This window comes from Citrobacter sp. Cm046, from assembly GCF_030333065.1.
Taxonomy (GTDB): Bacteria; Pseudomonadota; Gammaproteobacteria; order Enterobacterales; family Enterobacteriaceae; genus Citrobacter; species Citrobacter murliniae.
Window position 1 is genome coordinate 130,901 of the sequence record NZ_JAOWGP010000037.1, and the last position, 23,981, is coordinate 154,881.

Below are 23,981 nucleotides of genomic sequence, written 5' to 3' on the forward strand. Positions count from 1 at the left end.
CCGGGGCAGCAATCTGGAAGGAAGAGGCAATGAATCATTACACACGCTGGCTGGAACTGAAAAAAGAAAATCCTGGAAAATATGCGCGTGACATCGCGGGTCTGATGAACATCAGTGAAGCTGAGCTGACCTTTGCACGCGTCGGTCATGACGCATGGCGTTTACGTGGCGAAGTACGCGAGATCCTGGGCGCACTGGAAGCCGTAGGGGAAACTAAATGTATCTGCCGTAACGAATACGCCGTTCATGAGCAAGTTGGCGCATTCACCAATCAGCACCTTAATGGACATGCCGGACTGGTGCTGAATCCCCGCGCCCTCGACCTGCGGTTGTTTCTGAACCAGTGGGCAAGTGCGTTTCATATCAGCGAAGCGACCGCCCGCGGAGAGCGCCAGAGCATTCAATTTTTTGATAATCAGGGTGATGCGCTGTTAAAAGTCTACACCACGGAGAATACCGACGTCGCGGAATGGGGCTCGCTGCTGACCCGCTTCATCTTCGCCGAAAACCCGCCGCTGGAGTTGCAATCCATTGAGAATGCTGCCCCTGCCGCGGTTACCGTAGACGCTGAAACCGTTGATAAAGAGTGGCGCACCATGACCGATGTGCATCAGTTCTTCGGCTTGTTGAAACGTCACAACCTTACGCGTCAACAGGCATTTAGCCTGGTGGGCGACGATCTGGCCTGTAAAGTCACCAATGGGGCACTGGCACAACTGCTGGAAACAGCACGTCAGGATGGTAACGAAATTATGGTATTTGTTGGCAACCGCGGCTGCGTGCAGATTTTTACCGGTGTTGTAGAAAAACTGGTGCCAATGAAAGGCTGGCTGAATATTTTCAATCCAACCTTTACCCTGCATCTGCTGGAAGAGACCATTGCAGAAACCTGGGTAACGCGCAAACCCACTGCGGATGGCCACGTGACCAGTCTGGAACTGTTTGCCGCAGACGGGACGCAAATCGCTCAGCTCTATGGTCAGCGTACAGAAGGCGAACCAGAGCAGAAGCAATGGCGTGCGCAAATTGACGCATTAACGCCAAAAGGGCTGGCCGCATGAAAAAACTGCTCGTCCTGATTGCACTCCTGCCTGCGGCGGCGCTGGCTACACCCGAGGAAAAAATAGTTTCTCTTGGCGGCGATGTCACTGAGATTGTGTATGCGCTGGGTGCACAGTCATCCCTCGTTGCACGAGACAGCACCAGCCAATGGCCTGAAGAAGCAACCGCATTACCTGATGTGGGTTATTTACGCCAACTCAACGCCGAAGGGATCCTTGCAACTCGCCCAACGCTGGTCCTTGCCAGCGCGCAGGCACAGCCGTCTCTGGTGCTTAAACAGGTCGGGCAAAGCAAAGTCCGTGTTGTCACGGTGCCTGCAAGTAACGAACTGAGCGTGATTGATGAGAAAGTTCAGGTAATTGCGCAGGCTACACATCGCGAGTCACAAGGCGAAGCGCTGCGTCAAACCTTGCGTCAGGAACTGGCGATGCTGCCATCATCGACACTCAATAAACGCGTACTGTTCATTCTCAATCACGGTGGGATGACCGCGATGGCCGCCGGGCAACAAACCGGAGCTGACACTGCCATCCGTGCCGCTGGTTTGCAAAACGCGATGCAGGGGTTCAACCGCTACCAGCCACTGTCGCAAGAAGGTGTAATCGCCAGCCAGCCAGATCTGGTGGTGATCTCGCAGGATGGCGTCAAGGCAATGGGCGGAGAAGCTAACCTGTGGTCGCTACCGGGACTTGCGCAAACACCGGCTGGTCGCAATAAACAGGTGTTACAGATTGACGATATGGCATTGCTGGGCTTTAGCGTCCGCACTCCGCAGGCAATCCAGCAACTTCGTACCAAAGCGGAGCAATTGCCCTGATGTCACGGCATATCACCTGCTCTCTGTGGATACTGGCTTTTACGCTGGCATTGACGACAGTTCTGGCTACCGGTTTTGGCGCGTTGCGTCTGCCGGTGAGTCTTTTCTGGCGCGATGGCGATGATGCCCTGCGTCAAATCTGGCTAACCATTCGACTTCCCCGCGTACTGCTGGCGCTAGTGATTGGCGGTTCGCTGGCTCTGGCGGGTTGTGTGATGCAGGGGCTATTTCGTAACCCACTTGCCGATCCAGGATTGCTGGGGATCAGCAGCGGTGCTGCCTGCGCCGTCGCATTGTGGGTGGTATTGCCGATCACGTTGCCCGCTCTGCTGATGCTGTATGCGCCAATGTTGGCGGCGTTTCTCGGTGCGCTCGCTGCAACGGTGGTGATTTTTATCCTCAGCCAACAACGTGACAGTTCGCTGTCGCGTCTGTTGCTGGTCGGTATTGCCATCAATGCACTTTGTGGATCCGCAGTGGGCGTTTTGTCGTGGGTCAGCAATGATGCCCAACTGCGCCAGCTATCGCTATGGGGAATGGGCAGCCTGGGCTCCGCGCAGTGGTCTACTCTGCTGGCGGTAGCATCGCTGATGCTGCCGACTGTACTGGTCATCTGGCGTTTGGCCCCGGCGCTGAACCTGCTGCAGTTGGGGGAAGAGGAAGCTCACTATCTCGGCGTCGATGTGCGCATGGTTCAGCGTATTTTGCTGCTCTGCAGCGCACTGTTAGTTGCCGCCGCAGTAGCGGTTAGCGGTGTGATTGGATTTATCGGACTGGTTATTCCGCATTTACTGCGTATGTGGCTCGGTCCGGATCATCGCGCCGTGATCCCCGGTTCAGTCCTGGCTGGCGCTTTTTTGCTGCTGATTGCCGATACCCTCGCCCGCACTGCCGTTGCGCCTGCTGAGATGCCGGTCGGTCTGTTAACCAGTATTCTCGGTGCGCCCTGGTTTCTGTGGCTTATTTTTCGTCAGAGAGGGCCGCATGGCTGAATATTTAACTGCCGAAGGGCTGAGCTACCACGTTGCTGGCCGAACGGTTATTCGCGACGTTTCGCTCAACCTCGCCAGGGGCGAACTGGTCGCGCTGATCGGGCCTAACGGCGCAGGAAAATCGACTTTGCTACGACTGCTGACCGGATTTCTTAAACCCGATGCCGGGCGTTGTTTACTGGACGGGAGAGTGCTTGGTGACTGGAGCACACAAGCGCTGTCGCGCCAGCGCGCGGTCATGCGTCAGCAAACACAGGTAGGATTCGACTGGCAGGTAGAAGCCGTTATTGCCATGGGGCGTGCCCCCTGGACCCAACAGCCCGAACCTGCACTTATCGCCCAGGTGATGGAAATAACCGGTTGTTTAACGCTGGCTGGTAGACACTACACCGCGCTATCTGGTGGTGAGCAGCAGCGCGTCCAGCTTGCGCGTGCACTGGCGCAGCTATGGCGTAACGGCGCGCCACGTGGCTGGTTATTCCTTGATGAACCCACTTCAGCATTAGATCTCTACCACCAACAGCATCTGCTGAGGCTGCTGAAGACACTGGCAATTCAGGGCGATCTGCATGTTTGTATCGTACTTCACGACCTCAACCTTGCAGCCCTGTGGGCTGACCGAATCGTGTTGCTCCATAACGGTAATATTGTTTCGCAGGGGGCACCGGACGCCGTATTGCAGGCCGATGATTTGATGCGCTGGTACGGCGCCCAAATTCATGTTGGCCAGCACCCGGCCAACGATTCTCCCCACGTTTTTCTCACACCTTAGCTTGAACAACTCACTTCCAGCCGTTTACCCCAGTCAGGTGGACGGCTGACATAATCATCATTACGATCGTCAAAGGGAGTACGTAGAGCAAGGTGCAATTGGTGCAACTCTGTGTAATCCCCCTTCTCTGCCAGGCTGATTGCCCTCTGCGCCAGCCAGTTACGTAAAACCAGTGCCGGGTTAGCCGCTTTCATCTGCGCCTGTCTGATATCGTCATCAACATTATCCTGTTGCAAACGCGACCGATAGCGTGCGAACCAGTCATCAAATGCGGCGCGATCGATAAACTCATCTCTCAGTGGAGATGATGCGCTGTGCTGCTCCGTCTGGCTTAGCATACGAAACGTTCGCGTATAGTCGCTTCCTTCACGCGCCATCAAACTAAACAGTTCGCTAAGCAGCTCGTTATCGTTTTTTTGCTCGCTAAAGAAGCCCAGTTTTTGCCGCATCCGTTGCCCGTAACGTGTGAGCAGCGCCAATTGATAGCTATCCAGCGCATCGTTTAGCGCATCGACCGGGATAAAAGGCGACAGGGTTTGTGCCAGACGCTGTAAATTCCACAGAGCTGCCGCCGGTTGATTGTCGAAACTGTATCGCCCCTGATGATCGGAGTGGTTACAGATGTAGTCAGGCACATAGTCATCCAGAAAACCAAACGGACCGTAATCCATCGTCAGCCCCAGAATCGACATGTTGTCGGTGTTCATCACCCCATGCGCGAATCCCACTGTTTGCCAGTCAGCGATCAACGTCGCGGTACGCGTGACGACGTCCTGAAACCACAGTTGATAACAGTCTGATTCATCCTGCCATTGCGACCAGTAGTGGCGAATAGCAAAGTCTGCCAACTGGCGGACTTTTTCCGGTTCGCGACGATAGTAAAAGTGTTCAAAATGACCAAAGCGCATATGGCTTTGTGCCACACGAATGAGCATCGCGCCCGCTTCCGTGGTCTCTCGCTGTACCGGCGTGTCACTGGTAACAATAGACAGCGCTCGTGTAGTCGGTATCCCAAGATAGTGCATCGCTTCGCTGGCCAGACTTTCCCGAATCGTAGAACGTAGCACTGCGCGTCCATCACCCATGCGGGAATATGGCGTCAACCCGGCGCCCTTGAGGTGCCAGTCAAGTATTGAACCATCTGCGAGCTGCTGTTCGCCGAGAAGGATCCCGCGTCCGTCGCCAAGTTGGCCGGCCCAAACACCAAACTGATGCCCGCTGTAAACCTGTGCTAAAGGCGACATGCCGGCAAAAAGCGACTCTCCCCCCCAAACGCCAGAGCCATCTGGAATATCAAACAGGTCTGCAGAAATGCCTAATTGTTCAGCCAGCACATCGTTATGCCAGATTACGCGCGCATTTCTCAATGGTGTGGGTAAAAGTGCGGTATAGGTTGCTGGTAATTCATCACGCCAGCGGGTGGTAAAAGACAGGGTCATAGGGCCTCCTGTCACTAGTGTAGACTGTTAATGGTCTGTTAAACACCAGCAAAGAACAGGGTTATCCCTTCACCAGCGAGATTATCTTCGCGGGAGATACTGCAGGCCACAGTGCGCCCTGCATGGCGTTAAACCCCAGAGGCAATACTCGCGTCAACATCTCCTGCGAATCAACCCCGCTAATAATGATTGATTCACAACTTGGGGATATTTGCGCCAGGATAGCTCGCATAAACGGCTCAAACGAAATATGCGCAATCCGTTGTTGCACAAAGTTTTTATCCAGCACAACTCGTTTAAAAAGACCATCAAAAATGGCCCGTGTTGATATGCCTCCGGCGCCAAAATTTGTCAGTATTAATGGAAAGCGCGTAGCTAATGCTGCCAGTGTTGGATTTTCTTTTCCGTTGTTTAACTCTGGATAACTTTCATTAATCGCCAGTTCAAGAAATGAAAATCGTTCAACACGTGATGCATATTCCGTATCTGATAATAAAGAATTAGCAACTGCCGGTGTTAAATTAATCCAGGCAGAAATTCCGCGCTGAATAAAAAAGTGTTGGCACGTTTCGATTAATTCAAGTTTTTCGGCAAATAAACGGCATTGTTCATCATCCGACAAACGAGGTAAGACCAGCTCAGTTGGCATGTGTACGACCCCATCCTGGCTGACAAAATTTGTGATGATATCGACGAACTCAAGGTCGCCATTTTCGCTTCTCGCAGGAAGTAAAGAGAACTCAGAATGATAAATATTATCCAGTGAAACAATCATTGTGCCAGCCCCGCAGCATGGGTGTTATCCGGCATCCTGTAGCAAAGGATGGAAAAATACGTCATTTCAGATGCAAATAGAGGCCCTTTCATTTTTCCCTTTTAGCCAGTAAATCGAATCCTTTTTTTTAGCTTATCCTGATTATAAACGAATATCCAGTTTTGTACTTTTTAATAACTCGCCATAAATCATATTTTTAGTAAAATACACTCTTGTTGCGCAAGGTTATTGCTGACTGGAAGTCATAAATGAAAGTTAGCTTTTAAATGATGATGGTGAGGCTACTCACTCGCCGGTAGCCTCATCATCCTTGAGATTAAATACGTCGTGCCTGCCAAAAGTTTTTACGCCAGTAGACATTATCAAGTGACGAACGCATCACCCCACGACTGGTTGACGCATGAATAAATTGATTATTGGTGTCATAAATACCGACATGCAGACCACTTTCTCCCGAGCCGGTTTTAAAGAAAACCAGATCGCCAGGCAGCAATTCATCTTTATCGATTTCCGTACCAATCTTCGATTGTGTGCGTGTATCGCGTGGCAGTTGTAAATCGAATTTGTCGCGCATCGTCATCAGTACAAATCCAGAGCAATCCACACCGCTGCGGCTCATGCCGCCATAACGATAGGGTGTTCCATGCCAGGTTTGTAGCTGGTCGTTAAGACCAGCGATGACGGCGATAGAATCCGACAATCGGGCATTTGGCGCAGGAGCGCGATGGCTGCTACACCCTGCTAAAAACAGTGCTGTGATGAAAATGAGCCAAAAACGCATTCAGGACGAATCCTCTGATTTTTATTTTTGTGCCAATTTAGCGTGGAAATTATGTGGTTTTCAAGAACCCATTTAACTTAAGTGGTTGATATGAGCATTCTGTGGCCTTCAATATCCAAACGACGGAAGTTTACGCCATAAGCCCGAGACAGGTTGGAAGGCGTCAGCACCACATCGCGAGAGCCGCTGGCCAGCAGCTTCCCTCGCTTGAGTAACCAGGCCTTATGCGCATGACGTAATGTATGATTAAGGTCATGGCTACTCATTACAATCGCTATCCCCTGCCGACAAAGCTGCCCCAATAGCCTGTCCAGCGCGTTTTGTTGCGCGACATCCAGGCTGTTCATCGGTTCATCTAACAGCAAAAGCTGACCATGCGGATTAGCCTGTGGGCAAATTTGCAGGATAACCGCTGCAAGACGCACGCGCTGCCATTCACCACCTGAAAGCTGGTTAACACCGCGTCCTAACTTATCTCCCAGTCCAAGCGCATCTGCTATCTCTTGTAACTGGTCAGTACGCGATTTGTCGGGCTGATGCAGCGTCAGAAAATGCCAGACCGGCATCGCAAACGGCGGGTTTTGTTGCTGCGCAAGATAAGCGCGGTATCGCGCCAGTTTTGCTGCGGGCCAGTCATCAAGCGCCATATCACCAAAGGTGATGGTTCCCTCTCCACTGGTTAAACCCGCCATACGCGCCAATAACGTGCTCTTACCGGCACCGTTTGGCCCCACTAAGTGCAGGATCTCCCCCGCTCTTACTTCACCGGATAGTGGGCCGAGCCGGGTCGATTCCGCCACATCCTGTAGCTGCATCAATAGAGACATTATTTTGCCAGCGCCGACTTAATACTTTGCACAAGGACCGGATCATCAGGCTTCATATCCGGTGAAAAACGGTGCAGCACCTGTCCATCTCGCCCGACTAAAAACTTCTCAAAATTCCACAGGACATCGCCCGGGTGGAGCAGAGCGCGGCCTTTACTCACCATACGCGCCAAAAAACTGCTGTCAGCAGGTGCAGTAGCTGTCGGTATAGCGTCAATCAGCTTCTGATACAGCGGATGGCGCGCTTTGCCATTGACGTCGATCTTACTGAACATTGGGAAAGTAACGCCCCACGTGGTCGTGCACCAGGTCTTAATTTCTTCTTCGCTGCCAGGCTCCTGCCCAAGAAACTGATTGCAGGGAAAACCCAGTACGGTGAATCCCTGTTCATGCCAGGCTTTCTGGAGATTCTCCAGTTGCTCATACTGCGGCGTTAATCCACATTTCGAAGCAACATTGACAATTAATAACACTTTTCCGGCATACGCCTGCAATGTGATAACTTCCCCATCGATGGTCGTCACTTCTGTATTGAAAATAGTATTTTGCATAGCCTCTCCAGAACAACAGGTGGATAGTAAGCGTTCAATTTTCAGTTTTTAATCATAGACCGAACTGGGGCATTCTAGCGCCCGGACTTTAACAATAGCCAGATGAAAACAGGCGCACCCATGGTGGCTGTCACTACGCCGATAGGCAGCTCGGCTGAAGCCAGCACCAAACGAGCAACAACATCCGCTAGCAGTAACGCTATCGCCCCTGCCAGCGCGCAGCCAGGCAGTAAAACACGGTGATCGGTCAGCCCACACAGTCGCAGAATATGAGGGATGACAAGCCCGATAAAACCAATCGCGCCGGCAAGCGCCACGCTGACACCCACCATCCAGCCTGTCGCGACCACCAGCAGGTTACGCCAGAACCATAAAGGCAGTCCCAGTTGTCGCGCAGAAGTCTCGCCCAGCGCCAGCATATTCATTGGCTGCGACTGACAGCAAATCCACAGCAAAACAGGGAGCAATGCAATCATCAGCCAGGTCTGTTGCCAGTCTACGCCGCCGAAGCCCCCCATCATCCAGTACATGAGCTGGCGCAGGTCAAAAGAGGTGGAAAAGTAGATAGCCCATGTCATCAGTGCACTACAGATAATACCCAGCGCCACGCCCGCAAGCAGCAGACGACTGGTGGACAGATGACGACGGGCAAAACGCAGAAGAATGAGCGTGATAATCAACGCCCCCGCAATCGCACATAAGCCCAATGCCCATCCAGGAAGCTGCCCCTGCCCCAGTAACACCGCAGCAATTAGCCCAACCCCTGCACCGTTAGACACACCCAGCAAGCCTGGCTCCGCGAGCGGGTTTTCAAATAGCGCCTGCATCACCGCGCCGGATATCGCCAGCGCAGCACCTACCAGTAAAACAGCGAGCGTGCGAGGAAGTCGAATCTGCCAGACAAACAAATCGCCACGAGCGCTAAACCAATCGCCGGGAGCGATCCATTGTTCTCCTGCGCACAAGCTTAGAATTGTTGCCAGCAACATCAGTACTGACAGAGACAGTATCCAGCGCACATTTCGTCGCTGTTGTTGATGAGCGAAAGTCAGCATGTTTTCCATTCTGCTGAAAAAAGATGGGGATGATTCTACGGTGCCGATTCGGCAGTGGAAAGGAAAAAGGCCGCATAGCGGCCTTTTTAGTTATACGCGTCATCCTTTATGCCGCTTCTTTGGTAGCTACGTTCAGCCCCCCGGTCACATAGCACGCTATGCTTCCGGGGTTTCCTCACCTGTCACCGCGATGCAACACAAATTATCTAGCGTATAGTTAAATTACTCTTCTTTGGGCGTTGCGTTTTCGACCCGACTCTTTAACTTCTGCCCGGGTCTGAAGGTCACCACGCGCCGTGCTGTAATGGGAATATCTTCGCCCGTTTTCGGGTTACGGCCCGGACGTTGATTCTTATCACGCAGATCGAAGTTACCAAAACCAGAGAGTTTTACCTGCTCACCATTTTCCAGAGCACGACGGATCTCTTCGAAAAACAGCTCGACCAGTTCTTTGGCATCCCGCTTGCTAAGCCCAAGCTTATCAAACAGATATTCTGACATTTCAGCTTTTGTAAGCGCCATAGGTTCAATCCCTCAATGATGCCTGGAATCGCTCTTTTAATGCCTCTACACATTTGGCAACGGTAGCGGCAATCTCCTCTTCTTCAAGTGTACGGCTGGTATCCTGAAGGATCAGGCTGATAGCGAGGCTCTTATAACCCTCCGCAACACCCTTACCGCGGTACACGTCAAACAAGTTTACGCCAACTACCTGATTTACGCCAACTTTCTTACATTCGGATAAAATATCCGCAGCGGGAACGTTTTCTGCCACAACGACTGCGATGTCACGGCGGTTCGCCGGGAAGCGAGAAATTTCACGCGCTTGAGGCACCACGCGGTCTGCGAGCTTATTCCACTCCAGTTCAAACACCAGAGTGCGACCGTTCAGATCCAGTTTACGTTCCAGCTCAGGATGAACAACCCCAATGAAACCAATACGTTCACCTTTCAGATAAATCGCCGCAGACTGACCCGGATGCAGCGCTGGATTGGCTTCAGCTTTAAACTGAATGTCACCCAACTTGCCGGTCAGGTCGAGAACCGCTTCCAGATCACCTTTTAGATCATAGAAATCAACAGTCTCTTTTGCCAGGTTCCAGTGTTCATCATAGCGGTTACCGCAGATAACGCCTGCCAGCATCAGATCCTGACGGATCCCCAGGTTAGCCTGTGTATCGGGAACAAAACGTAAACCCGTTTCGAAAATACGTACGCGGTTCTGCTGGCGATTCTGGTTATAAACTACCGTTGACAGCAGCCCCGTCCACAGCGACAGACGCATTGCCGACATATCAATAGAGATTGGGCTTGGCAGCAGTAGTGCTTCTTCGCCTGGGTGCAGCAGTGACTGGATTTTCGGATCAACAAAGCTATAGGTGATAACTTCCTGGTAGCCTTTGTCATTCAACATGGTTTTAACACGTTTCAGGGATAAATCCGCTTCGCGGTGTGTACCCATGACCAGACCCGCCTGAATTGGCATATTCGGGATATTGTCATAACCGTATATGCGAGCAATTTCTTCGACCAGGTCTTCTTCGATTGAAATATCGAAACGCCAGCTCGGCGCTACCGCTTTCCACTCACCCTGACCCTCTGTCACTTCACAGCCCAGACGACGCAGAATATCGCTCACCTGCCCATCAGCAATATGGTGTCCGATCAGACGATCCAGTTTGCTACGACGCAGGGTAATGGTTGCACGCTCTGGCAGAGTGGCTTCGTTTGTAACATCGATAACCGGGCCAGCTTCCCCACCGCAGATATCAATCAGCAGGCGCGTAGCACGCTCCATCGCTTTGTACTGCAGTGCCGGATCGACACCACGCTCATAGCGGTGAGAGGCATCGGTGTGCAGACCGTGACGACGTGCTCGACCGGTAATTGACAGCGGGCTGAAAAACGCACATTCCAGCAGAACGTTTTGCGTTTCGTCATTCACGCCAGAGTGTTCACCACCAAAAATACCACCCATTGCCAGCGCTTTATTGTGGTCAGCGATGACCAGCGTATCCGCATTCAGTTTCGCTTCGGAGCCGTCCAGCAATACCAGGGTTTCCCCCTCTTTTGCCATACGCACCACAATTCCGCCCTCGATGCGATCTTTGTCGAATGCGTGCATCGGCTGACCCAGTTCAAGCAGCACATAGTTGGTTACATCAACCACGGCATCAATGGAACGGATCCCGCAACGGCGCAGTTTCTCTTTCATCCACAACGGCGTTGGCGCTTTAACGTTAATGCCTTTTACCACACGGCCAAGATAGCGTGGGCACGCTTCAACAGCTTCGACGGTAATTGGCAGTGTGTCGTTAATGGTTGCAGCAACCGGCGCGATTTCTGGCTCTACCAGAGGAGCTTTGTTCAGTACAGCGACATCACGCGCCACACCGATGATGCCTAAGCAGTCTGCACGGTTCGGCGTTACGCTAATTTCGATAGTGTTATCATCAAGCTTCAGGTATTCACGGATATCAGTACCAATCGGTGCATCCGCAGGCAGCTCGATAATACCGTTATGATCGTCAGAAATACCCAGCTCAGAGAAAGAGCACAACATCCCTTCTGACGGTTCACCACGCAGCTTCGCGGCTTTGATTTTGAAATCACCCGGCAAAACGGCGCCAATAGTAGCCACCGCGACTTTCAGCCCCTGGCGGCAGTTAGGTGCGCCACAGACGATATCAAGCAGACGCTCACCGCCTACATTCACCTTTGTGACGCGCAGTTTATCTGCGTTAGGGTGCTGACCGCACTCAACTACTTCACCAACGACAACGCCGTTAAATTCACCAGCGACGGCGTCAACGCTATCGACTTCCAGACCAGCCATAGTGATTTGGTTTGACAACGCATCGCTATCAATCGCCGGGTTAACCCATTCGCGTAACCACAGTTCACTGAATTTCATTGTTTTATCCTGCCTTTATTTAAACTGTTTGAGGAAACGCAGATCGTTTTCAAAGAAAGAACGCAGATCGGTTACGCCGTAACGCAGCATGGTCAGACGTTCCATACCCATGCCAAATGCAAAGCCAGAGTAAATCTCCGGATCAATGCCCACATTACGCAGCACATTCGGGTGGACCATACCGCAACCCAGCACTTCCAGCCATTTGCCGTTTTTACCCATTACATCGACTTCCGCAGAAGGCTCCGTGAACGGGAAGTAGGACGGACGGAAACGAACCTGAAGATCCTCTTCAAAGAAGTTACGCAGGAAATCGTGCAGCGTACCTTTCAGGTTGGTGAAGTTAATATTGGTATCAACAATCAGCCCTTCCATCTGATGGAACATTGGCGTGTGCGTCTGATCGTAGTCGTTACGATACACTCGGCCCGGAGCGATAATACGGATTGGTGGCTGTTTTTCTTTCATGGTACGGATCTGCACGCCAGAGGTCTGGGTACGCAGCAGACGCGTGGCGTCAAACCAGAAAGTGTCGTGGTCAGCGCGCGCCGGGTGATGGCCAGGAATATTCAGGGCATCGAAGTTATGATAGTCGTCTTCGATTTCCGGCCCCGTCGCCACGGTAAAGCCCAGCTCACCGAAGAAACTTTCAATACGATCAATAGTACGCGTTACCGGGTGCAGCCCGCCGTTTTCGATACGACGCCCTGGAAGGGAGATATCGATGGTTTCTTCAGCCAGACGTGCATTCAGCGCTGCATTTTCTAAATCAGCTTTACGCGCGTTTAGCGCCTGCTGTACTTGTTCTTTTGCTTCGTTGATAACCGCACCTGCTGCCGGACGCTCTTCTGGCGGCAGTTCGCGCAGGGTAGTCATTTGAAGGGTCAGGTGCCCTTTCTTGCCCAAATATTCGACGCGGACATTGTCTAACGCGGCAACATCTGAAGCCTGGTTTATGGCGGCCGTTGCACTGGCAACCAGCTCTGCGAGATGTGACATGGTTTTCCTCGTTATGTGGCGATATTCATTAGTCGCACGTATATACACAAAATCATTCAACTTGCATCAAGGCTGCAAGAGAGCAAATCCTCAGAAGCGTACATAGGTACGTGACTGAGGTAAACGAATGCAGCCAACGCAAAGGCAGCGTGAAGGATGACGTGTATAAAAAAAGCCTCCACCAGGGAGGCTTTTAGGCGCTGTTTTCCGTTTCTTCTTTCACGCGCTAGCCTCCTGGAATCAGGTGCTAAAGTAAAAAAAGAAGCGGAAAATAGCAGCATTCATGCTTGCGTTACCTTGTGTGGTAAAAACCGTACAACCTTTATTGAAAAGGCTTATAGGTAAATTGTCAACCAATTGATTGGATTACAAATAAAAGAGAGGGAGCCAGGCTCCCTCTTTTCACCGGCTTATGCCAGAGCTGCTTTCGCTTTTTCGACCAGAGCGGAGAACGCTACTTTGTCGAATACTGCGATGTCAGCCAGGATCTTACGGTCGATTTCAACAGAGGCTTTTTTCAGGCCGTTGATGAATTTGCTGTAAGAAATACCGTTCTGACGTGCTGCTGCGTTGATACGCGCAATCCACAGTTGACGGAACTGACGCTTTTTCTGACGACGGTCACGATAAGCGTACTGACCAGCTTTGATAACAGCCTGGAAGGCAACGCGGTATACGCGAGAACGCGCACCGTAGTAGCCTTTAGCTTGTTTCAAAATTTTCTTGTGACGTGCACGGGCAACTACACCACGTTTTACGCGAGCCATATGTGCTCTCCTGTATCTATATTCTTAGTAAAAAAATTAATTAAACGTTAACGGCTTATGCGTACGGCAGGCACGCGATAACCAGACCCAGATCGCCTTTAGAAACGAGGCCTTTTGGACGCAGGTGACGTTTACGCTTAGTAGATTTTTTGGTCAGAATATGACGCAGGTTTGCGTGCTTACGCTTAAATCCACCACCACCGGTTTTTTTGAAGCGCTTAGCAGCACCGCGTACGGTCTTAATTTTCGGCATTTTAATAACTTCCACTTCGCATTGTTAATAAACGAAACGTAGGCGAACAACGGCTGTGGAACCCGTAGGCTCCACAGACATTGCTACTTGAAGGCCTTACTGTTTCTTCTTAGGAGCGAGCACCATGATCATCTGGCGGCCTTCGATCTTCGTAGGGAAGGATTCGACTACTGCCAGTTCACTCAGATCGTCACGGACGCGCGTCAGCACTTCCATACCGATCTGTTGGTGGGCCATCTCACGACCGCGGAAACGCAGCGTGATCTTAGCCTTATCGCCATCTTCCAGAAAGCGTACCAGGCTGCGGAGTTTTACCTGGTAATCGCCATCGTCGGTGCCAGGACGGAATTTAATTTCCTTAACCTGGATAACTTTTTGCTTTTTCTTCTGTTCCTTAGAAGACTTACTCTTTTCATAAAGGAACTTGCCGTAGTCCATAATACGACAAACTGGCGGTTCGGCGTTAGGGCTGATTTCAACTAAATCTACTCCAGCTTCTTCAGCTTTTTCGATAGCTTCTCTCAGACTCACAATACCCAAAGCTTCGCCTTCCAGACCTGTTAAGCGAACTTCCAGGGCGCGAATCTCGCCATTGATACGATTCGGACGTGCCGTTTGAACTCGTTTTCCGCCTTTAATACCTTATTCCTCCAGTTGTTGAAGACTGCGGCTGCGAATCTCTTGTTGCAGCTTCTCGATAACTTCATTTACGTCCAGGCTGCCCAAGTCTTTGCCACGACGGGTACGCACGGCAACTTTGCCTGCTTCTACCTCTTTGTCGCCACAGACCAACATGTAAGGGACACGACGTAAAGTGTGCTCGCGGATTTTAAAGCCTATCTTCTCATTTCTCAAGTCTGCTTTTACACGAATACCCGCATTTTGTAGTTTCTGCGTTAATTCGTTAACGTATTCAGACTGCGAATCGGTAATGTTCATGACCACAACCTGAACTGGCGCAAGCCAGGTCGGGAAGAAGCCAGCGAACTCTTCAGTCAGGATACCGATAAAACGTTCCATCGACCCAAGAATTGCGCGGTGAATCATAACCGGCACCTGACGCTCGTTGTTTTCGCCAACATAAGAGGCGCTCAGACGGGACGGCAGGGAGAAGTCCAGCTGTACAGTACCGCACTGCCATGCACGATCGAGGCAGTCATACAGGGTAAATTCAATTTTCGGACCGTAGAATGCGCCCTCACCCAGTTGATATTCAAACGGGATGTTGTTTTCTTCCAGCGCAACGGCTAAGTCCGCTTCAGCACGGTCCCACATTTCATCGCTACCGATACGTTTTTCGGGGCGAGTGGACAGTTTGACGACGATTTTCTCGAAGCCAAAAGTGCTATACATATCGTAGACCATACGGATGCAGGCGTTAACTTCATCACGGATCTGCTCTTCAGTACAGAAGATGTGTGCATCATCCTGCGTGAAACCACGTACACGCATCAGACCGTGCAGCGCACCAGATGGTTCGTTACGGTGGCAGCTACCAAACTCAGCCATACGCAGCGGCAGGTCACGATAGGATTTCAGACCTTGATTGAAGATCTGTACATGACCTGGGCAGTTCATTGGCTTGATGCAGTATTCACGGTTCTCAGAAGAGGTAGTGAACATCGCATCTTTGTAGTTGTCCCAGTGTCCTGTTTTTTCCCACAGTACACGGTCCATCATAAACGGACCTTTAACTTCCTGATACTGGTATTCTTTCAGTTTCGAACGAACAAAGACTTCCAGTTCACGGAAAATAGTCCAACCATCGTTATGCCAGAACACCATACCCGGTGCTTCTTCCTGCATATGATACAGGTCAAGCTGCTTACCAATTTTACGGTGGTCGCGTTTGGCCGCTTCTTCCAGACGTTGCAGGTAGGCGCTCAGGGCTTTTTTATCTGCCCATGCAGTACCATAAATACGCTGCAGCATCTTGTTGTTGCTATCACCGCGCCAGTACGCCCCAGCGGTCTTCATCAGTTTAAAGTGATGGCAGAAACGCATATTTGGCACGTGCGGGCCACGGCACATATCGACATATTCTTCATGATGGTACAAGCCTGGCTTGTCATCATGGGCGATGTTTTCATCAAGAATAGAGACTTTGTAGGTCTCGCCACGCTTCACGAACGTTTCACGCGCTTCGTACCAGCTGACTTTCTTCTTAATGACATCGTAGTTCTTCTCAGCGAGCTCGTGCATCCGCTTTTCGAGCGCGTCGACGTCTTCCTGAGTTAACGTACGGTCAAGATCGATATCGTAGTAAAAACCGTTGTCAACAACCGGTCCGATCGCCATTTTGGTGTGCGGCCAGAGTTGTTTGATCGCGTGCCCTAACAGGTGCGCACAGGAGTGACGAATGATCTCCAGACCTTCTTCATCCTTAGCGGTGATGATAGAGAGCTTCGCATCATGTTCAATCAGATCGGAAGCATCAACCAGTTCACCATTTACACGGCCTGCGATGGTGGCTTTCGCCAGACCTGGACCGATGTCCAGCGCAACATCCATGGGGCTTACAGCGTGGTCGTAATGGCGTTGGCTGCCATCAGGAAGAGTAATAACAGGCATGTTATATCCTTATTTGCAGTGGTGACCCACACGTAAGATCACATACAAAGTTTCAATATTTAAAATTACCAAAAAGGTGTGGGCTGATTCCCGCTTCACTCTGCGAAATATGTCACGTATCACCGGACTGGCAACAACGTAACCTACACCCGCTTTTTGATAACACCGTCTGACAGTGTACACGGCATTACGAGTCGTTCAAAGCAGCAATCAACGCGCCATCTATGATTTAAATCAATTCACTGACGACCTGCAGCCTTTGTTACACTGTGTAGTAATAGTCTGATCTGAGCAGGAAAAGAACCATGCCAACAAATCGCTCTGCAAAAAAACACTGGAAAATGGTTGTGGTATTGCTCGTAATTTGTGCGGCAATGTTGATGTTACGCTGGGCGGCAATAATTTGGGGCTAATTTGAAAAACGTTACTGACATTCACCAGGCGTTTTCATTTTTTTATAAGTTAAAGTAGAAAGTATATTTAAAGAGTCATTACGCTCAATAATAAAAAGAAAAGCCAGGTCATTTAATTGACCTGGCCTATTACTACATACGATAGCCGAGAGAAACAGTTGTACGACGATCGGTATGTTCCGGCGCTGTTGCCGGCGGTTCAGAGTTCCAGGTAACGTTATAAGCCACCTTCAACCCGAAGTGTTCATTGATAGCAACATTTAAGGCTGATTCAGAGTTGAGCGTTGTATCATCAGCACCAAACACCGATACACCCTGAGTAAACTTGGTGTTGTCCGTCATCTGCCACGCATAGGCGCCAGACGCATAACCCAACGGCTGAGTTTCAGTCTTACCGTCAGTGTGCTCGTCATAGCGAACGCCAGGACCAAATTCAAAACGGAAGCTGTGCACCGGTCCACTGAGGAACTGACGACCATAACCTGCGGTCAGCACGTCACGCTCATGATAGCCGTTATAACGGTCTGTCAACCAGCTCGCCTGCCCAAACAAGTAATCATAGTCGGTCATGTTGAAACGGCTACGACCGCCCGCGGCATATTTCTCCGAAGATCGCTCATCATTCGAGGAGGTATTGCTGGCATTTCCCCACAGAGACCACGCCGTGGTTTCACCGTACCAGGTCATGGTGGTATCTGCAGTTAAAGAAGAACTTTTTGTGTTGCCTGACTGGGCGAGGTATCCCGCGTTCAGGTTACCTTCAAAAGGTTTTTTCGCGCTGGAAGGGTCATCCATGACAGTAAAAACGGAATCATCGGCGGCGGCATGCATTGACGCAAACACGCACCCCGTCAGCACGAATGCTGCGGGTACTGTCTTCAAAAGCTTCATTTATAAAGAGTCCGTACAACAAAAAAAGAGACCATTACGGTCTCGGAAACTTTCATATGGATCAATGACAAAAGACCCAGGAAAGGTAACAAATTATAAAAAGACTCGAATAACATAGCAATATATTCTTATTTCATTTTTTGAATAAGAGCGTTCTTAAACCATAATTTTATTTATATATAAATAGAGGGATAGTTTTAAATAAAGATGCGATAAATCATGTTGTTAATTGCTTCACTTTCGTGACGTTAAGTGCCAGACTGAGGTCAGCCTAACAGGAGGTAAAGATGGTACGTATCTATACGTTAACACTCGCGCCCTCTCTCGATAGCGCAACAATCACCCCACAAATCTACCCCGAAGGTAAACTTCGCTGCACCTCACCAGTATTTGAACCTGGTGGTGGCGGCATCAATGTCGCTCGCGCCATCGCGCATCTTGGCGGTAGCGCAACAGCGATTTTCCCGACAGGCGGCGCCACTGGTGAACACCTGGTGTCGTTACTCGCTGATGAAAATGTTCCAGTATCGACGATAGAAGCCAAAGACTGGACCCGACAAAATCTTCATGTCCATGTGGAGTCCAGCGGCGAACAATATCGTTTTGTTATGCCCGGCGCTGCGCTTACTGATGACGAATTTCACCAGCTTCAGGATCAGGTACTGGAAATTGAATCAGGTGCGCTACTGGTCATTAGCGGTAGCCTGCCCCCCGGTGTAAAACTTGAGAAATTAACCCGACTGGTCACCACGGCACAAAAGCAGGGTATCCGTTGCATCATTGATAGCTCCGGTGACGCACTAGCAGCGGCGTTAGCTATTGGCAATATCGAACTGGTCAAACCCAATCTTAAAGAACTGAGCGCCCTGGTTAATCGTGAACTCACGCAGCCTGATGATGTCCGTAAAGCCGCACAGGAAATAGTGCAAAGTGGTAAAGCCCATCGCGTAGTGGTCTCTCTTGGCCCACAAGGGGCATTAGGCGTTGATCGTGAAACCTGCGTTCAGGTGGTTCCGCCTCCGGTGAAAAGTCAAAGTACCGTTGGCGCGGGCGACAGTATGGTCGGCGCCATGACGCTTAAACTGGCTGAAAACGCGACATTTGAGGATATTGTTCGTTTTGGCGTAGCTGCAGGCAGCGCAGCGACGCTAAATCAGGGCACGCGACTGTGCTCTTTAAACGATACGCAAAAAATATATTCGTATCTTTCTCAATGATAGCCCTCTCCCCCTTATAGAAAATAAGGGGGATTTACCCACAAAGCTGTCAGCATACGTGTTATACGTCTATGATAAAAAATCACGTGATTACAAAGAAGTGAATCACGTGAAGCCGAAAGTCGCCCTATCTCAGGGAGGTGTGGAAGAACGACAAACATTAAGTGCCTTTCCAGTAATGACGCGTTCAGGGTGTGCGTCAGTTCGTGTTTTTTTTCCGCATTATTGCGCTAACCTTATGATCTGGCAGACAACATGGGGAGAGACATCATGTGGCAGGCAATCAGTCGTCTTTTAAGCGAGCAATTAGGTGAAGGCGAAATCGAGCTGCGTAATGAACTGCCTGGCGGAGAGATCCACGCCGCATGGCATTTACGCTATGCGGGGCGCGATTTTTTCGTCAAATGCGATGAAAGGGAGCTGTTATCCGGCTTTACGGCGGAAGCCGATCAACTGGAACTGCTCTCCCGGAGTAATACTGTTTCAGTCCCAAAAGTCTGGGCGGTAGGTGCAGACAGAGACTACAGTTTTCTGGTGATGGATTTCCTTCCTCCGCGCCCACTTGATGCTCACAACGCCTTTATTCTGGGACAACAGCTGGCACATCTGCATGAATGGAGCGATCAACCGCAGTTCGGTCTCGACTTCGATAATGCACTCTCCACCACTCCGCAACCCAATACCTGGCAACGTCGCTGGTCAACCTTTTTTGCAGAACAACGTATTGGCTGGCAACTGGAACTGGCCGCTGAAAAAGGCATTGCGTTTGGCAACATTGACGCAATTGTAGAACATGTTCAACAACGACTCTCCTCACATCAGCCGCAGCCCTCACTGCTACATGGCGATCTTTGGTCAGGAAACTGTGCTCTCGGCCCCAACGGCCCTTACATTTTTGATCCCGCCTGTTATTGGGGGGACAGAGAATGCGATCTGGCGATGCTGCCGTTACATACCGATCAACCGCCGCAGATTTATGATGGCTATCAGTCTGTCTCGCCTTTGCCGCTGGATTTTCTGGATCGTCAGCCCATCTACCAGTTGTACACGCTGCTCAACCGGGCGATTTTGTTCGGTGGTCAGCATCTTGTAGTCGCGCAGAAAGCGATGGAACGGTTACTGGCTGCTTAAAACAATTGCCTGTTGGCACTCTGCTTATCAGGCCTACAGTCCCACGCCAGAACCGTAGGCCTGATAAGACATTACTTACAAAAAGCCCAGTAACGAAAAGAAGAAATAGCCGATTACGATGACAATCACCGGCAAAATATAGAGCGGGAAGATTTGTAGAAAGATCGTATGGTGCGGTACGACAATACGCGATTCAATTTGCTCACGTGACAGCCCCTCACTTCCTTTAGCCTGTTCCAGAATCAGTTGGTCTTCAACGCCTTCACGCAGAAAGCGCGCCTGGCGGCTCATCCTGGCACCAGAATCCTGCAACGCCAGACCGATAAAGATAAGAATAAAAATCAGCCAGAAAACGAGGTTCAGGCCGCTTTGAAAATCTGGCGTCGGCGAGTTATACCAAAACACATTAAGAAATGGTGTATTCACCCGCATCATGTCAATCATAACGTGAGCAAAATCTAGCATTACGGCGTTAATGCCTTCCTGTTTTTCACTGTGCGCATACATAAACTTCAGTACTGAAACTAGCGTTGAAATCAGCGCCGGGATAAAGATTATCCACCCCACCAGCCTTTTCAAGACAGCAATGCGTCCAGCTTGTTGATACGTCATGAGTTCCCCTTGATTAAGACGTGTCATTTTGGCCTAAGTTTACCCGTTGATAACTGTTTTCGCCTGATCTTTAAAGGCGATATAATAAAGGATTAGCCATAATGAACGCTTAGAGCGAGTTCAGTTACGCTCTTAATCCCGCTGTTTAATTCTCAAAGGAGAGGTTGTGATGTCAACCCCGCGTCAAATTCTTGCTGCAATTTTCGATATGGATGGATTACTGGTCGATTCAGAGCCACTCTGGGATCAGGCCGAACTGGATGTCATCGCAAGTTTAGGCGTAGATATCACTCGCCGCCATGAGCTTCCGGATACACTGGGATTGCGTATCGACATGGTTGTTGATCTCTGGTTTGCCCAGCAACCATGGAACGGCCCCTCACGCCAGGAAGTCACGGATCGTATCATCACCCGGGCTATTTCGCTGGTTGAAGAGACCCGGCCTCTGTTACCCGGCGTACGTGAAGCTGTCGCGCTGTGTAAATCCCAGGGGCTGCTGGTTGGGCTTGCGTCTGCCTCACCGCTGCACATGCTGGAAAAAGTGCTGGCAATGTTTGATCTCCGCGACAGCTTCGATGCGCTGGCCTCTGCTGAAAAACTGCCCTACAGCAAACCGCATCCCCAGGTTTACCTCGACTGCGCAGCCAAGCTGGGCGTTGATCCATTATCCTGTGTGGCACTGGAAGACTCCGTAAACGGCATGATCGCCTCCAGAGCGGCACGAATGCGCTCCATTGTCGTACCGGCGCATGAGAATCAGGACGATCCGCGATTTGTTCTTGCCGACGTCAAACTGACATCACTGACCGAACTTACCGCCGTGCATCTGCACGAGTAATCATCCAACGGGCAATGGCAGCATTGCCCGCAGATTGTCGATCGTGTTCCAGCGCACGCTGAGAGCATAATTGTGACAAAGGGTTACAACGTCACCTCTTCCGCCTACTGTATAAAACCCCTATACTGTATGAATTGACAGTTTATTGGGTTTTATCATGACGGCGGAAGGCCACCTTCTTTTTTCTATAGCCTGTGCGGTATTTGCCAAAAATGCCGAGCTGACGCCCGTTCTCGCTCAGGGTGACTGGTGGCATATTGTTCCTTCAGCAATTTTGACGTGCCTGCTGCCCGATATTGATCATCCTAAATCTCTGCTTGGTCAGCGTCTGAAATGGATATCAAAACCAATTGCCCGGGCGTTTGGCCACCGTGGATTTACACACAGCCTGCTGGCAGTCTTTGCCCTGTTGACAACATTTTATCTGAAAGTACCCGATACCTGGATAATCCCGGCTGATGCGTTACAAGGGATGGTACTTGGTTATCTCAGCCACATTGTGGCGGATATGTTGACGCCCGCTGGTGTTCCCCTGCTCTGGCCTTGCCGTTGGCGCTTTCGCTTGCCGATCCTCGTGCCGCAAAAAGGTAATCAACTGGAGCGTTTTTTATGCATGGCGCTGTTCGCATGGTCTATCTGGATGCCACAAACAATGCCAGAGAATAGTGCCGTACGCTGGTCATCGCAGATGATTAACACGCTGCAAATGCAATTTAATCGGTTTATAAAACACCAGGCTGATTAATAATTCAGCCAAAATGTCATTTCGGAATAAACAATTCCATTTGAATATAAGAGGCACATCACAGATTCTGCTAATCTTGCGCCAACAGAATCACTGTAGCACGGTGATATATATAAAAAGATCAGGAGAACGGGGATGAACTTTCCATTAATCGCGAACATTATCGTGTTCGCCATACTGCTGTTACTGCTGGCGCAAACCCGTCACAAACAGTGGAGTCTGGCCAAAAAAGTACTGGTTGGTCTTGTCATGGGCGTGGTTTTTGGCCTTGCCCTGCACACCATCTACGGCTCTGACAGCCAGGTGCTGAAAGATTCCGTACAATGGTTCAACATTGTCGGCAATGGCTATGTCCAACTACTGCAAATGATTGTTATGCCGCTGGTGTTTGCCTCTATCCTTAGCGCCGTTGCACGTCTGCATAACGCTTCCCAACTGGGTAAAATTAGCTTCCTGACTATCGGAACGTTATTGTTTACCACGCTGATAGCTGCTCTGGTGGGGGTGCTGGTCACCAACCTGTTCGGCCTGACGGCAGAAGGTCTGGTGCAGGGCGGTGCTGAAACCGCACGTCTGAACGCCATTGAAACCAATTATGCTGGCAAAGTCGCTGACCTCAGCGTTCCGCAACTGGTGCTGTCGTTCATCCCGAAAAACCCGTTTGCCGATCTGACCGGTGCTAACCCGACTTCGATTATCAGCGTGGTTATTTTCGCGGCATTCCTCGGTGTTGCAGCGCTTAAACTGCTGAAAGATGATGCCCCGAAAGGCGAACGTGTATTAACCGCTATCGATACCTTGCAAAGCTGGGTGATGAAACTGGTTCGTCTGGTTATGCAACTGACGCCGTACGGTGTGCTGGCACTGATGACCAAAGTCGTTGCGGGTTCAAACCTGCAGGACATCATTAAGCTCGGTAGCTTTGTCGTGGCCTCTTATCTCGGCCTGGGTATTATGTTCGTGGTTCACGGTATCCTGCTGGGCATTAACGGTGTTAGCCCACTGAAATATTTCCGTAAAGTCTGGCCTGTACTGACTTTCGCATTCACCAGCCGTTCCAGCGCCGCGTCTATTCCGCTGAACGTTGAAGCACAAACTCGTCGTCTGGGTGTACCGGAGTCCATTGCCAGCTTTGCGGCTTCTTTTGGCGCAACGATTGGGCAAAACGGTTGTGCCGGCCTGTATCCTGCCATGCTGGCCGTGATGGTTGCACCGACTGTCGGTATTAATCCGCTGGATCCAATATGGATTGCGACGCTGGTAGGTATCGTCACCGTCAGCTCCGCAGGTGTGGCTGGTGTGGGCGGTGGCGCAACCTTTGCCGCGCTGATTGTGCTGCCTGCGATGGGCCTGCCGGTGACACTGGTCGCTCTGCTGATCTCCGTTGAACCACTGATCGATATGGGCCGTACCGCGTTGAACGTCAGCGGTTCCATGACCGCCGGTACGCTCACCAGCCAATGGCTGAAGCAAACCGATAAAACGATTCTGGATAACGACGATAATGCCGAACTGGCACACCGCTAACCCTGATTCCTGAAATGTAAAAAACCGCCGGA

General features: G+C 50.7%; 26 protein-coding genes and 1 other annotated feature. Of the genes, 10 read left to right on the top strand and 16 right to left on the bottom strand.

What is annotated here, in order from left to right:
• Positions 1-29 precede the first annotated feature (29 nt).
• Genes chuS through OGX98_RS09350 form a run of 4 tightly spaced genes read left to right on the top strand, consistent with a single transcriptional unit; the run spans position 30 to position 3,643 of the window.
• Complete coding sequence (gene chuS / locus OGX98_RS09335; protein ID WP_225760843.1) at positions 30-1,061, top strand: hemin-degrading factor; 1,032 nt, start codon at positions 30-32, stop codon at positions 1,059-1,061.
• Positions 1,058-1,879, top strand: a complete 822-nt coding sequence (locus tag OGX98_RS09340) for a heme/hemin ABC transporter substrate-binding protein (RefSeq protein WP_225760842.1) — start codon at positions 1,058-1,060, stop codon at positions 1,877-1,879. The genes chuS and OGX98_RS09340 overlap by 4 nt, the downstream gene beginning before the upstream one ends.
• A complete protein-coding gene (locus tag OGX98_RS09345) occupies positions 1,879-2,871 on the top strand; it encodes a FecCD family ABC transporter permease (RefSeq protein ID WP_045442149.1) in 993 nt (330 codons plus the stop codon). The genes OGX98_RS09340 and OGX98_RS09345 overlap by 1 nt, the downstream gene beginning before the upstream one ends.
• The gene (locus OGX98_RS09350; RefSeq protein WP_286595178.1) at positions 2,864-3,643 is read left to right on the top strand and encodes a heme ABC transporter ATP-binding protein; all 780 of its coding nucleotides are present in this window, start codon (positions 2,864-2,866) and stop codon (positions 3,641-3,643) included. Before OGX98_RS09345 ends, OGX98_RS09350 begins: the two co-directional genes overlap by 8 nt.
• Here OGX98_RS09350 and selO read toward each other — a convergent pair.
• The 14 genes from selO to thrS all read right to left on the bottom strand — a co-directional run bounded on the left by selO (position 3,640) and on the right by thrS (position 16,575).
• Positions 3,640-5,082, bottom strand: a complete 1,443-nt coding sequence (gene selO, locus OGX98_RS09355) for a protein adenylyltransferase SelO (RefSeq protein WP_045442143.1) — start codon at positions 5,080-5,082, stop codon at positions 3,640-3,642. The genes OGX98_RS09350 and selO overlap by 4 nt on opposite strands.
• Positions 5,083-5,143: 61 nt before the next feature.
• Positions 5,144-5,857: an EAL domain-containing protein gene (locus OGX98_RS09360; protein ID WP_286595180.1), complete on the bottom strand. Its 714-nt coding sequence runs from the start codon at positions 5,855-5,857 to the stop codon at positions 5,144-5,146.
• 316 nt (positions 5,858-6,173) lie between these two features.
• Complete coding sequence (locus tag OGX98_RS09365) at positions 6,174-6,638, bottom strand: C40 family peptidase (protein WP_045442137.1); 465 nt, start codon at positions 6,636-6,638, stop codon at positions 6,174-6,176.
• Between the two features lie 77 nt (positions 6,639-6,715).
• A complete protein-coding gene (gene btuD / locus OGX98_RS09370) occupies positions 6,716-7,465 on the bottom strand; it encodes a vitamin B12 ABC transporter ATP-binding protein BtuD (protein WP_225760838.1) in 750 nt (249 codons plus the stop codon).
• A complete protein-coding gene (locus OGX98_RS09375) occupies positions 7,465-8,016 on the bottom strand; it encodes a glutathione peroxidase (RefSeq protein WP_286595187.1) in 552 nt (183 codons plus the stop codon). The genes btuD and OGX98_RS09375 overlap by 1 nt, the downstream gene beginning before the upstream one ends.
• A 74-nt stretch (positions 8,017-8,090) precedes the next feature.
• On the bottom strand, positions 8,091-9,071 hold the full coding sequence (gene btuC / locus OGX98_RS09380) for a vitamin B12 ABC transporter permease BtuC (RefSeq protein ID WP_200011635.1): 981 nt from the start codon (positions 9,069-9,071) through the stop codon (positions 8,091-8,093).
• A gap of 222 nt (positions 9,072-9,293) precedes the next feature.
• Positions 9,294-9,593, bottom strand: a complete 300-nt coding sequence (gene ihfA, locus OGX98_RS09385; RefSeq protein ID WP_003030571.1) for an integration host factor subunit alpha — start codon at positions 9,591-9,593, stop codon at positions 9,294-9,296.
• A 4-nt stretch (positions 9,594-9,597) separates the two neighbouring features.
• Positions 9,598-11,985: a phenylalanine--tRNA ligase subunit beta gene (gene pheT / locus OGX98_RS09390; RefSeq protein ID WP_286595190.1), complete on the bottom strand. Its 2,388-nt coding sequence runs from the start codon at positions 11,983-11,985 to the stop codon at positions 9,598-9,600.
• Between the two features lie 15 nt (positions 11,986-12,000).
• Complete coding sequence (gene pheS, locus OGX98_RS09395) at positions 12,001-12,984, bottom strand: phenylalanine--tRNA ligase subunit alpha (protein WP_045442121.1); 984 nt, start codon at positions 12,982-12,984, stop codon at positions 12,001-12,003.
• Between the two features lie 165 nt (positions 12,985-13,149).
• Positions 13,150-13,274: a sequence feature (Phe leader region), on the bottom strand.
• The gene (gene pheM, locus OGX98_RS09400; protein WP_001386830.1) at positions 13,225-13,269 is read right to left on the bottom strand and encodes a pheST operon leader peptide PheM; all 45 of its coding nucleotides are present in this window, start codon (positions 13,267-13,269) and stop codon (positions 13,225-13,227) included. (Overlaps the previous feature by 45 nt.)
• A gap of 120 nt (positions 13,275-13,394) precedes the next feature.
• Entirely contained in the window at positions 13,395-13,751 is a 357-nt protein-coding gene (gene rplT / locus OGX98_RS09405) for a 50S ribosomal protein L20 (RefSeq protein WP_045442118.1), read from the bottom strand.
• Between the two features lie 55 nt (positions 13,752-13,806).
• Positions 13,807-14,004, bottom strand: a complete 198-nt coding sequence (gene rpmI / locus OGX98_RS09410) for a 50S ribosomal protein L35 (RefSeq protein ID WP_003030583.1) — start codon at positions 14,002-14,004, stop codon at positions 13,807-13,809.
• A 96-nt stretch (positions 14,005-14,100) separates the two neighbouring features.
• Positions 14,101-14,643: a translation initiation factor IF-3 gene (gene infC, locus OGX98_RS09415; RefSeq protein WP_071828920.1), complete on the bottom strand. Its 543-nt coding sequence runs from the start codon at positions 14,641-14,643 to the stop codon at positions 14,101-14,103.
• A gap of 3 nt (positions 14,644-14,646) precedes the next feature.
• The gene (thrS, locus tag OGX98_RS09420; RefSeq protein ID WP_045442112.1) at positions 14,647-16,575 is read right to left on the bottom strand and encodes a threonine--tRNA ligase; all 1,929 of its coding nucleotides are present in this window, start codon (positions 16,573-16,575) and stop codon (positions 14,647-14,649) included.
• 305 nt (positions 16,576-16,880) lie between these two features.
• Here thrS and yniD point away from each other — a divergent pair, with 305 nt between their 5' ends.
• Entirely contained in the window at positions 16,881-16,988 is a 108-nt protein-coding gene (yniD, locus tag OGX98_RS09425; protein WP_136345516.1) for a small membrane protein YniD, read from the top strand.
• 132 nt (positions 16,989-17,120) lie between these two features.
• On the opposite strand, the gene OGX98_RS09430 is transcribed toward yniD, so the two are convergent.
• Positions 17,121-17,879, bottom strand: coding sequence for a DUF481 domain-containing protein (locus OGX98_RS09430; protein WP_045442110.1), 759 nt, complete (start codon positions 17,877-17,879; stop codon positions 17,121-17,123).
• 287 nt (positions 17,880-18,166) lie between these two features.
• Here OGX98_RS09430 and pfkB point away from each other — a divergent pair, with 287 nt between their 5' ends.
• The gene (gene pfkB / locus OGX98_RS09435) at positions 18,167-19,096 is read left to right on the top strand and encodes a 6-phosphofructokinase II (protein WP_286595192.1); all 930 of its coding nucleotides are present in this window, start codon (positions 18,167-18,169) and stop codon (positions 19,094-19,096) included.
• Between the two features lie 270 nt (positions 19,097-19,366).
• Positions 19,367-20,227 (top strand): fructosamine kinase family protein, encoded by an 861-nt coding sequence (locus tag OGX98_RS09440; RefSeq protein ID WP_048221595.1) that lies wholly within the window; start codon positions 19,367-19,369, stop codon positions 20,225-20,227.
• Positions 20,228-20,302: 75 nt separating this feature from the next.
• Here OGX98_RS09440 and OGX98_RS09445 read toward each other — a convergent pair whose 3' ends face one another.
• The gene (locus OGX98_RS09445) at positions 20,303-20,839 is read right to left on the bottom strand and encodes a YniB family protein (protein ID WP_045442103.1); all 537 of its coding nucleotides are present in this window, start codon (positions 20,837-20,839) and stop codon (positions 20,303-20,305) included.
• A gap of 169 nt (positions 20,840-21,008) precedes the next feature.
• Between OGX98_RS09445 and hxpB the strand changes: the two genes are divergently transcribed.
• The 3 genes from hxpB (at position 21,009) to tcyP (ending at position 23,949) form a co-directional block, all read left to right on the top strand.
• Positions 21,009-21,677 (top strand): hexitol phosphatase HxpB, encoded by a 669-nt coding sequence (hxpB, locus tag OGX98_RS09450; protein WP_045442101.1) that lies wholly within the window; start codon positions 21,009-21,011, stop codon positions 21,675-21,677.
• Positions 21,678-21,822: 145 nt separating this feature from the next.
• Positions 21,823-22,422, top strand: a complete 600-nt coding sequence (locus tag OGX98_RS09455; protein WP_136345517.1) for a metal-dependent hydrolase — start codon at positions 21,823-21,825, stop codon at positions 22,420-22,422.
• Between the two features lie 135 nt (positions 22,423-22,557).
• Positions 22,558-23,949, top strand: a complete 1,392-nt coding sequence (tcyP, locus tag OGX98_RS09460; RefSeq protein WP_048221597.1) for a cystine/sulfocysteine:cation symporter — start codon at positions 22,558-22,560, stop codon at positions 23,947-23,949.
• The last annotated feature ends 32 nt before the right edge of the window (positions 23,950-23,981 follow it).

Bases quoted from the DNA above. Each gene is read 5' to 3' on its own strand.
- btuC (WP_200011635.1), bottom strand. From the start codon at position 9,071: ATGCTGACTTTCGCTCATCAACAACAGCGACGAAATGTGCGCTGGATA.
- OGX98_RS09375 (WP_286595187.1), bottom strand. From the start codon at position 8,016: ATGCAAAATACTATTTTCAATACAGAAGTGACGACCATCGATGGGGAA.
- pheT (WP_286595190.1), bottom strand. From the start codon at position 11,985: ATGAAATTCAGTGAACTGTGGTTACGCGAATGGGTTAACCCGGCGATT.
- tcyP (WP_048221597.1), top strand. From the start codon at position 22,558: ATGAACTTTCCATTAATCGCGAACATTATCGTGTTCGCCATACTGCTG.
- OGX98_RS09365 (WP_045442137.1), bottom strand. From the start codon at position 6,638: ATGCGTTTTTGGCTCATTTTCATCACAGCACTGTTTTTAGCAGGGTGT.
- OGX98_RS09340 (WP_225760842.1), top strand. From the start codon at position 1,058: ATGAAAAAACTGCTCGTCCTGATTGCACTCCTGCCTGCGGCGGCGCTG.
- OGX98_RS09445 (WP_045442103.1), bottom strand. From the start codon at position 20,839: ATGACGTATCAACAAGCTGGACGCATTGCTGTCTTGAAAAGGCTGGTG.
- hxpB (WP_045442101.1), top strand. From the start codon at position 21,009: ATGTCAACCCCGCGTCAAATTCTTGCTGCAATTTTCGATATGGATGGA.
- rpmI (WP_003030583.1), bottom strand. From the start codon at position 14,004: ATGCCGAAAATTAAGACCGTACGCGGTGCTGCTAAGCGCTTCAAAAAA.
- OGX98_RS09440 (WP_048221595.1), top strand. From the start codon at position 19,367: ATGTGGCAGGCAATCAGTCGTCTTTTAAGCGAGCAATTAGGTGAAGGC.
- rplT (WP_045442118.1), bottom strand. From the start codon at position 13,751: ATGGCTCGCGTAAAACGTGGTGTAGTTGCCCGTGCACGTCACAAGAAA.
- ihfA (WP_003030571.1), bottom strand. From the start codon at position 9,593: ATGGCGCTTACAAAAGCTGAAATGTCAGAATATCTGTTTGATAAGCTT.
- pheS (WP_045442121.1), bottom strand. From the start codon at position 12,984: ATGTCACATCTCGCAGAGCTGGTTGCCAGTGCAACGGCCGCCATAAAC.
- selO (WP_045442143.1), bottom strand. From the start codon at position 5,082: ATGACCCTGTCTTTTACCACCCGCTGGCGTGATGAATTACCAGCAACC.
- chuS (WP_225760843.1), top strand. From the start codon at position 30: ATGAATCATTACACACGCTGGCTGGAACTGAAAAAAGAAAATCCTGGA.
- OGX98_RS09345 (WP_045442149.1), top strand. From the start codon at position 1,879: ATGTCACGGCATATCACCTGCTCTCTGTGGATACTGGCTTTTACGCTG.
- yniD (WP_136345516.1), top strand. From the start codon at position 16,881: ATGCCAACAAATCGCTCTGCAAAAAAACACTGGAAAATGGTTGTGGTA.
- thrS (WP_045442112.1), bottom strand. From the start codon at position 16,575: ATGCCTGTTATTACTCTTCCTGATGGCAGCCAACGCCATTACGACCAC.
- OGX98_RS09360 (WP_286595180.1), bottom strand. From the start codon at position 5,857: ATGATTGTTTCACTGGATAATATTTATCATTCTGAGTTCTCTTTACTT.
- pfkB (WP_286595192.1), top strand. From the start codon at position 18,167: ATGGTACGTATCTATACGTTAACACTCGCGCCCTCTCTCGATAGCGCA.
- OGX98_RS09430 (WP_045442110.1), bottom strand. From the start codon at position 17,879: ATGAAGCTTTTGAAGACAGTACCCGCAGCATTCGTGCTGACGGGGTGC.
- btuD (WP_225760838.1), bottom strand. From the start codon at position 7,465: ATGTCTCTATTGATGCAGCTACAGGATGTGGCGGAATCGACCCGGCTC.
- OGX98_RS09350 (WP_286595178.1), top strand. From the start codon at position 2,864: ATGGCTGAATATTTAACTGCCGAAGGGCTGAGCTACCACGTTGCTGGC.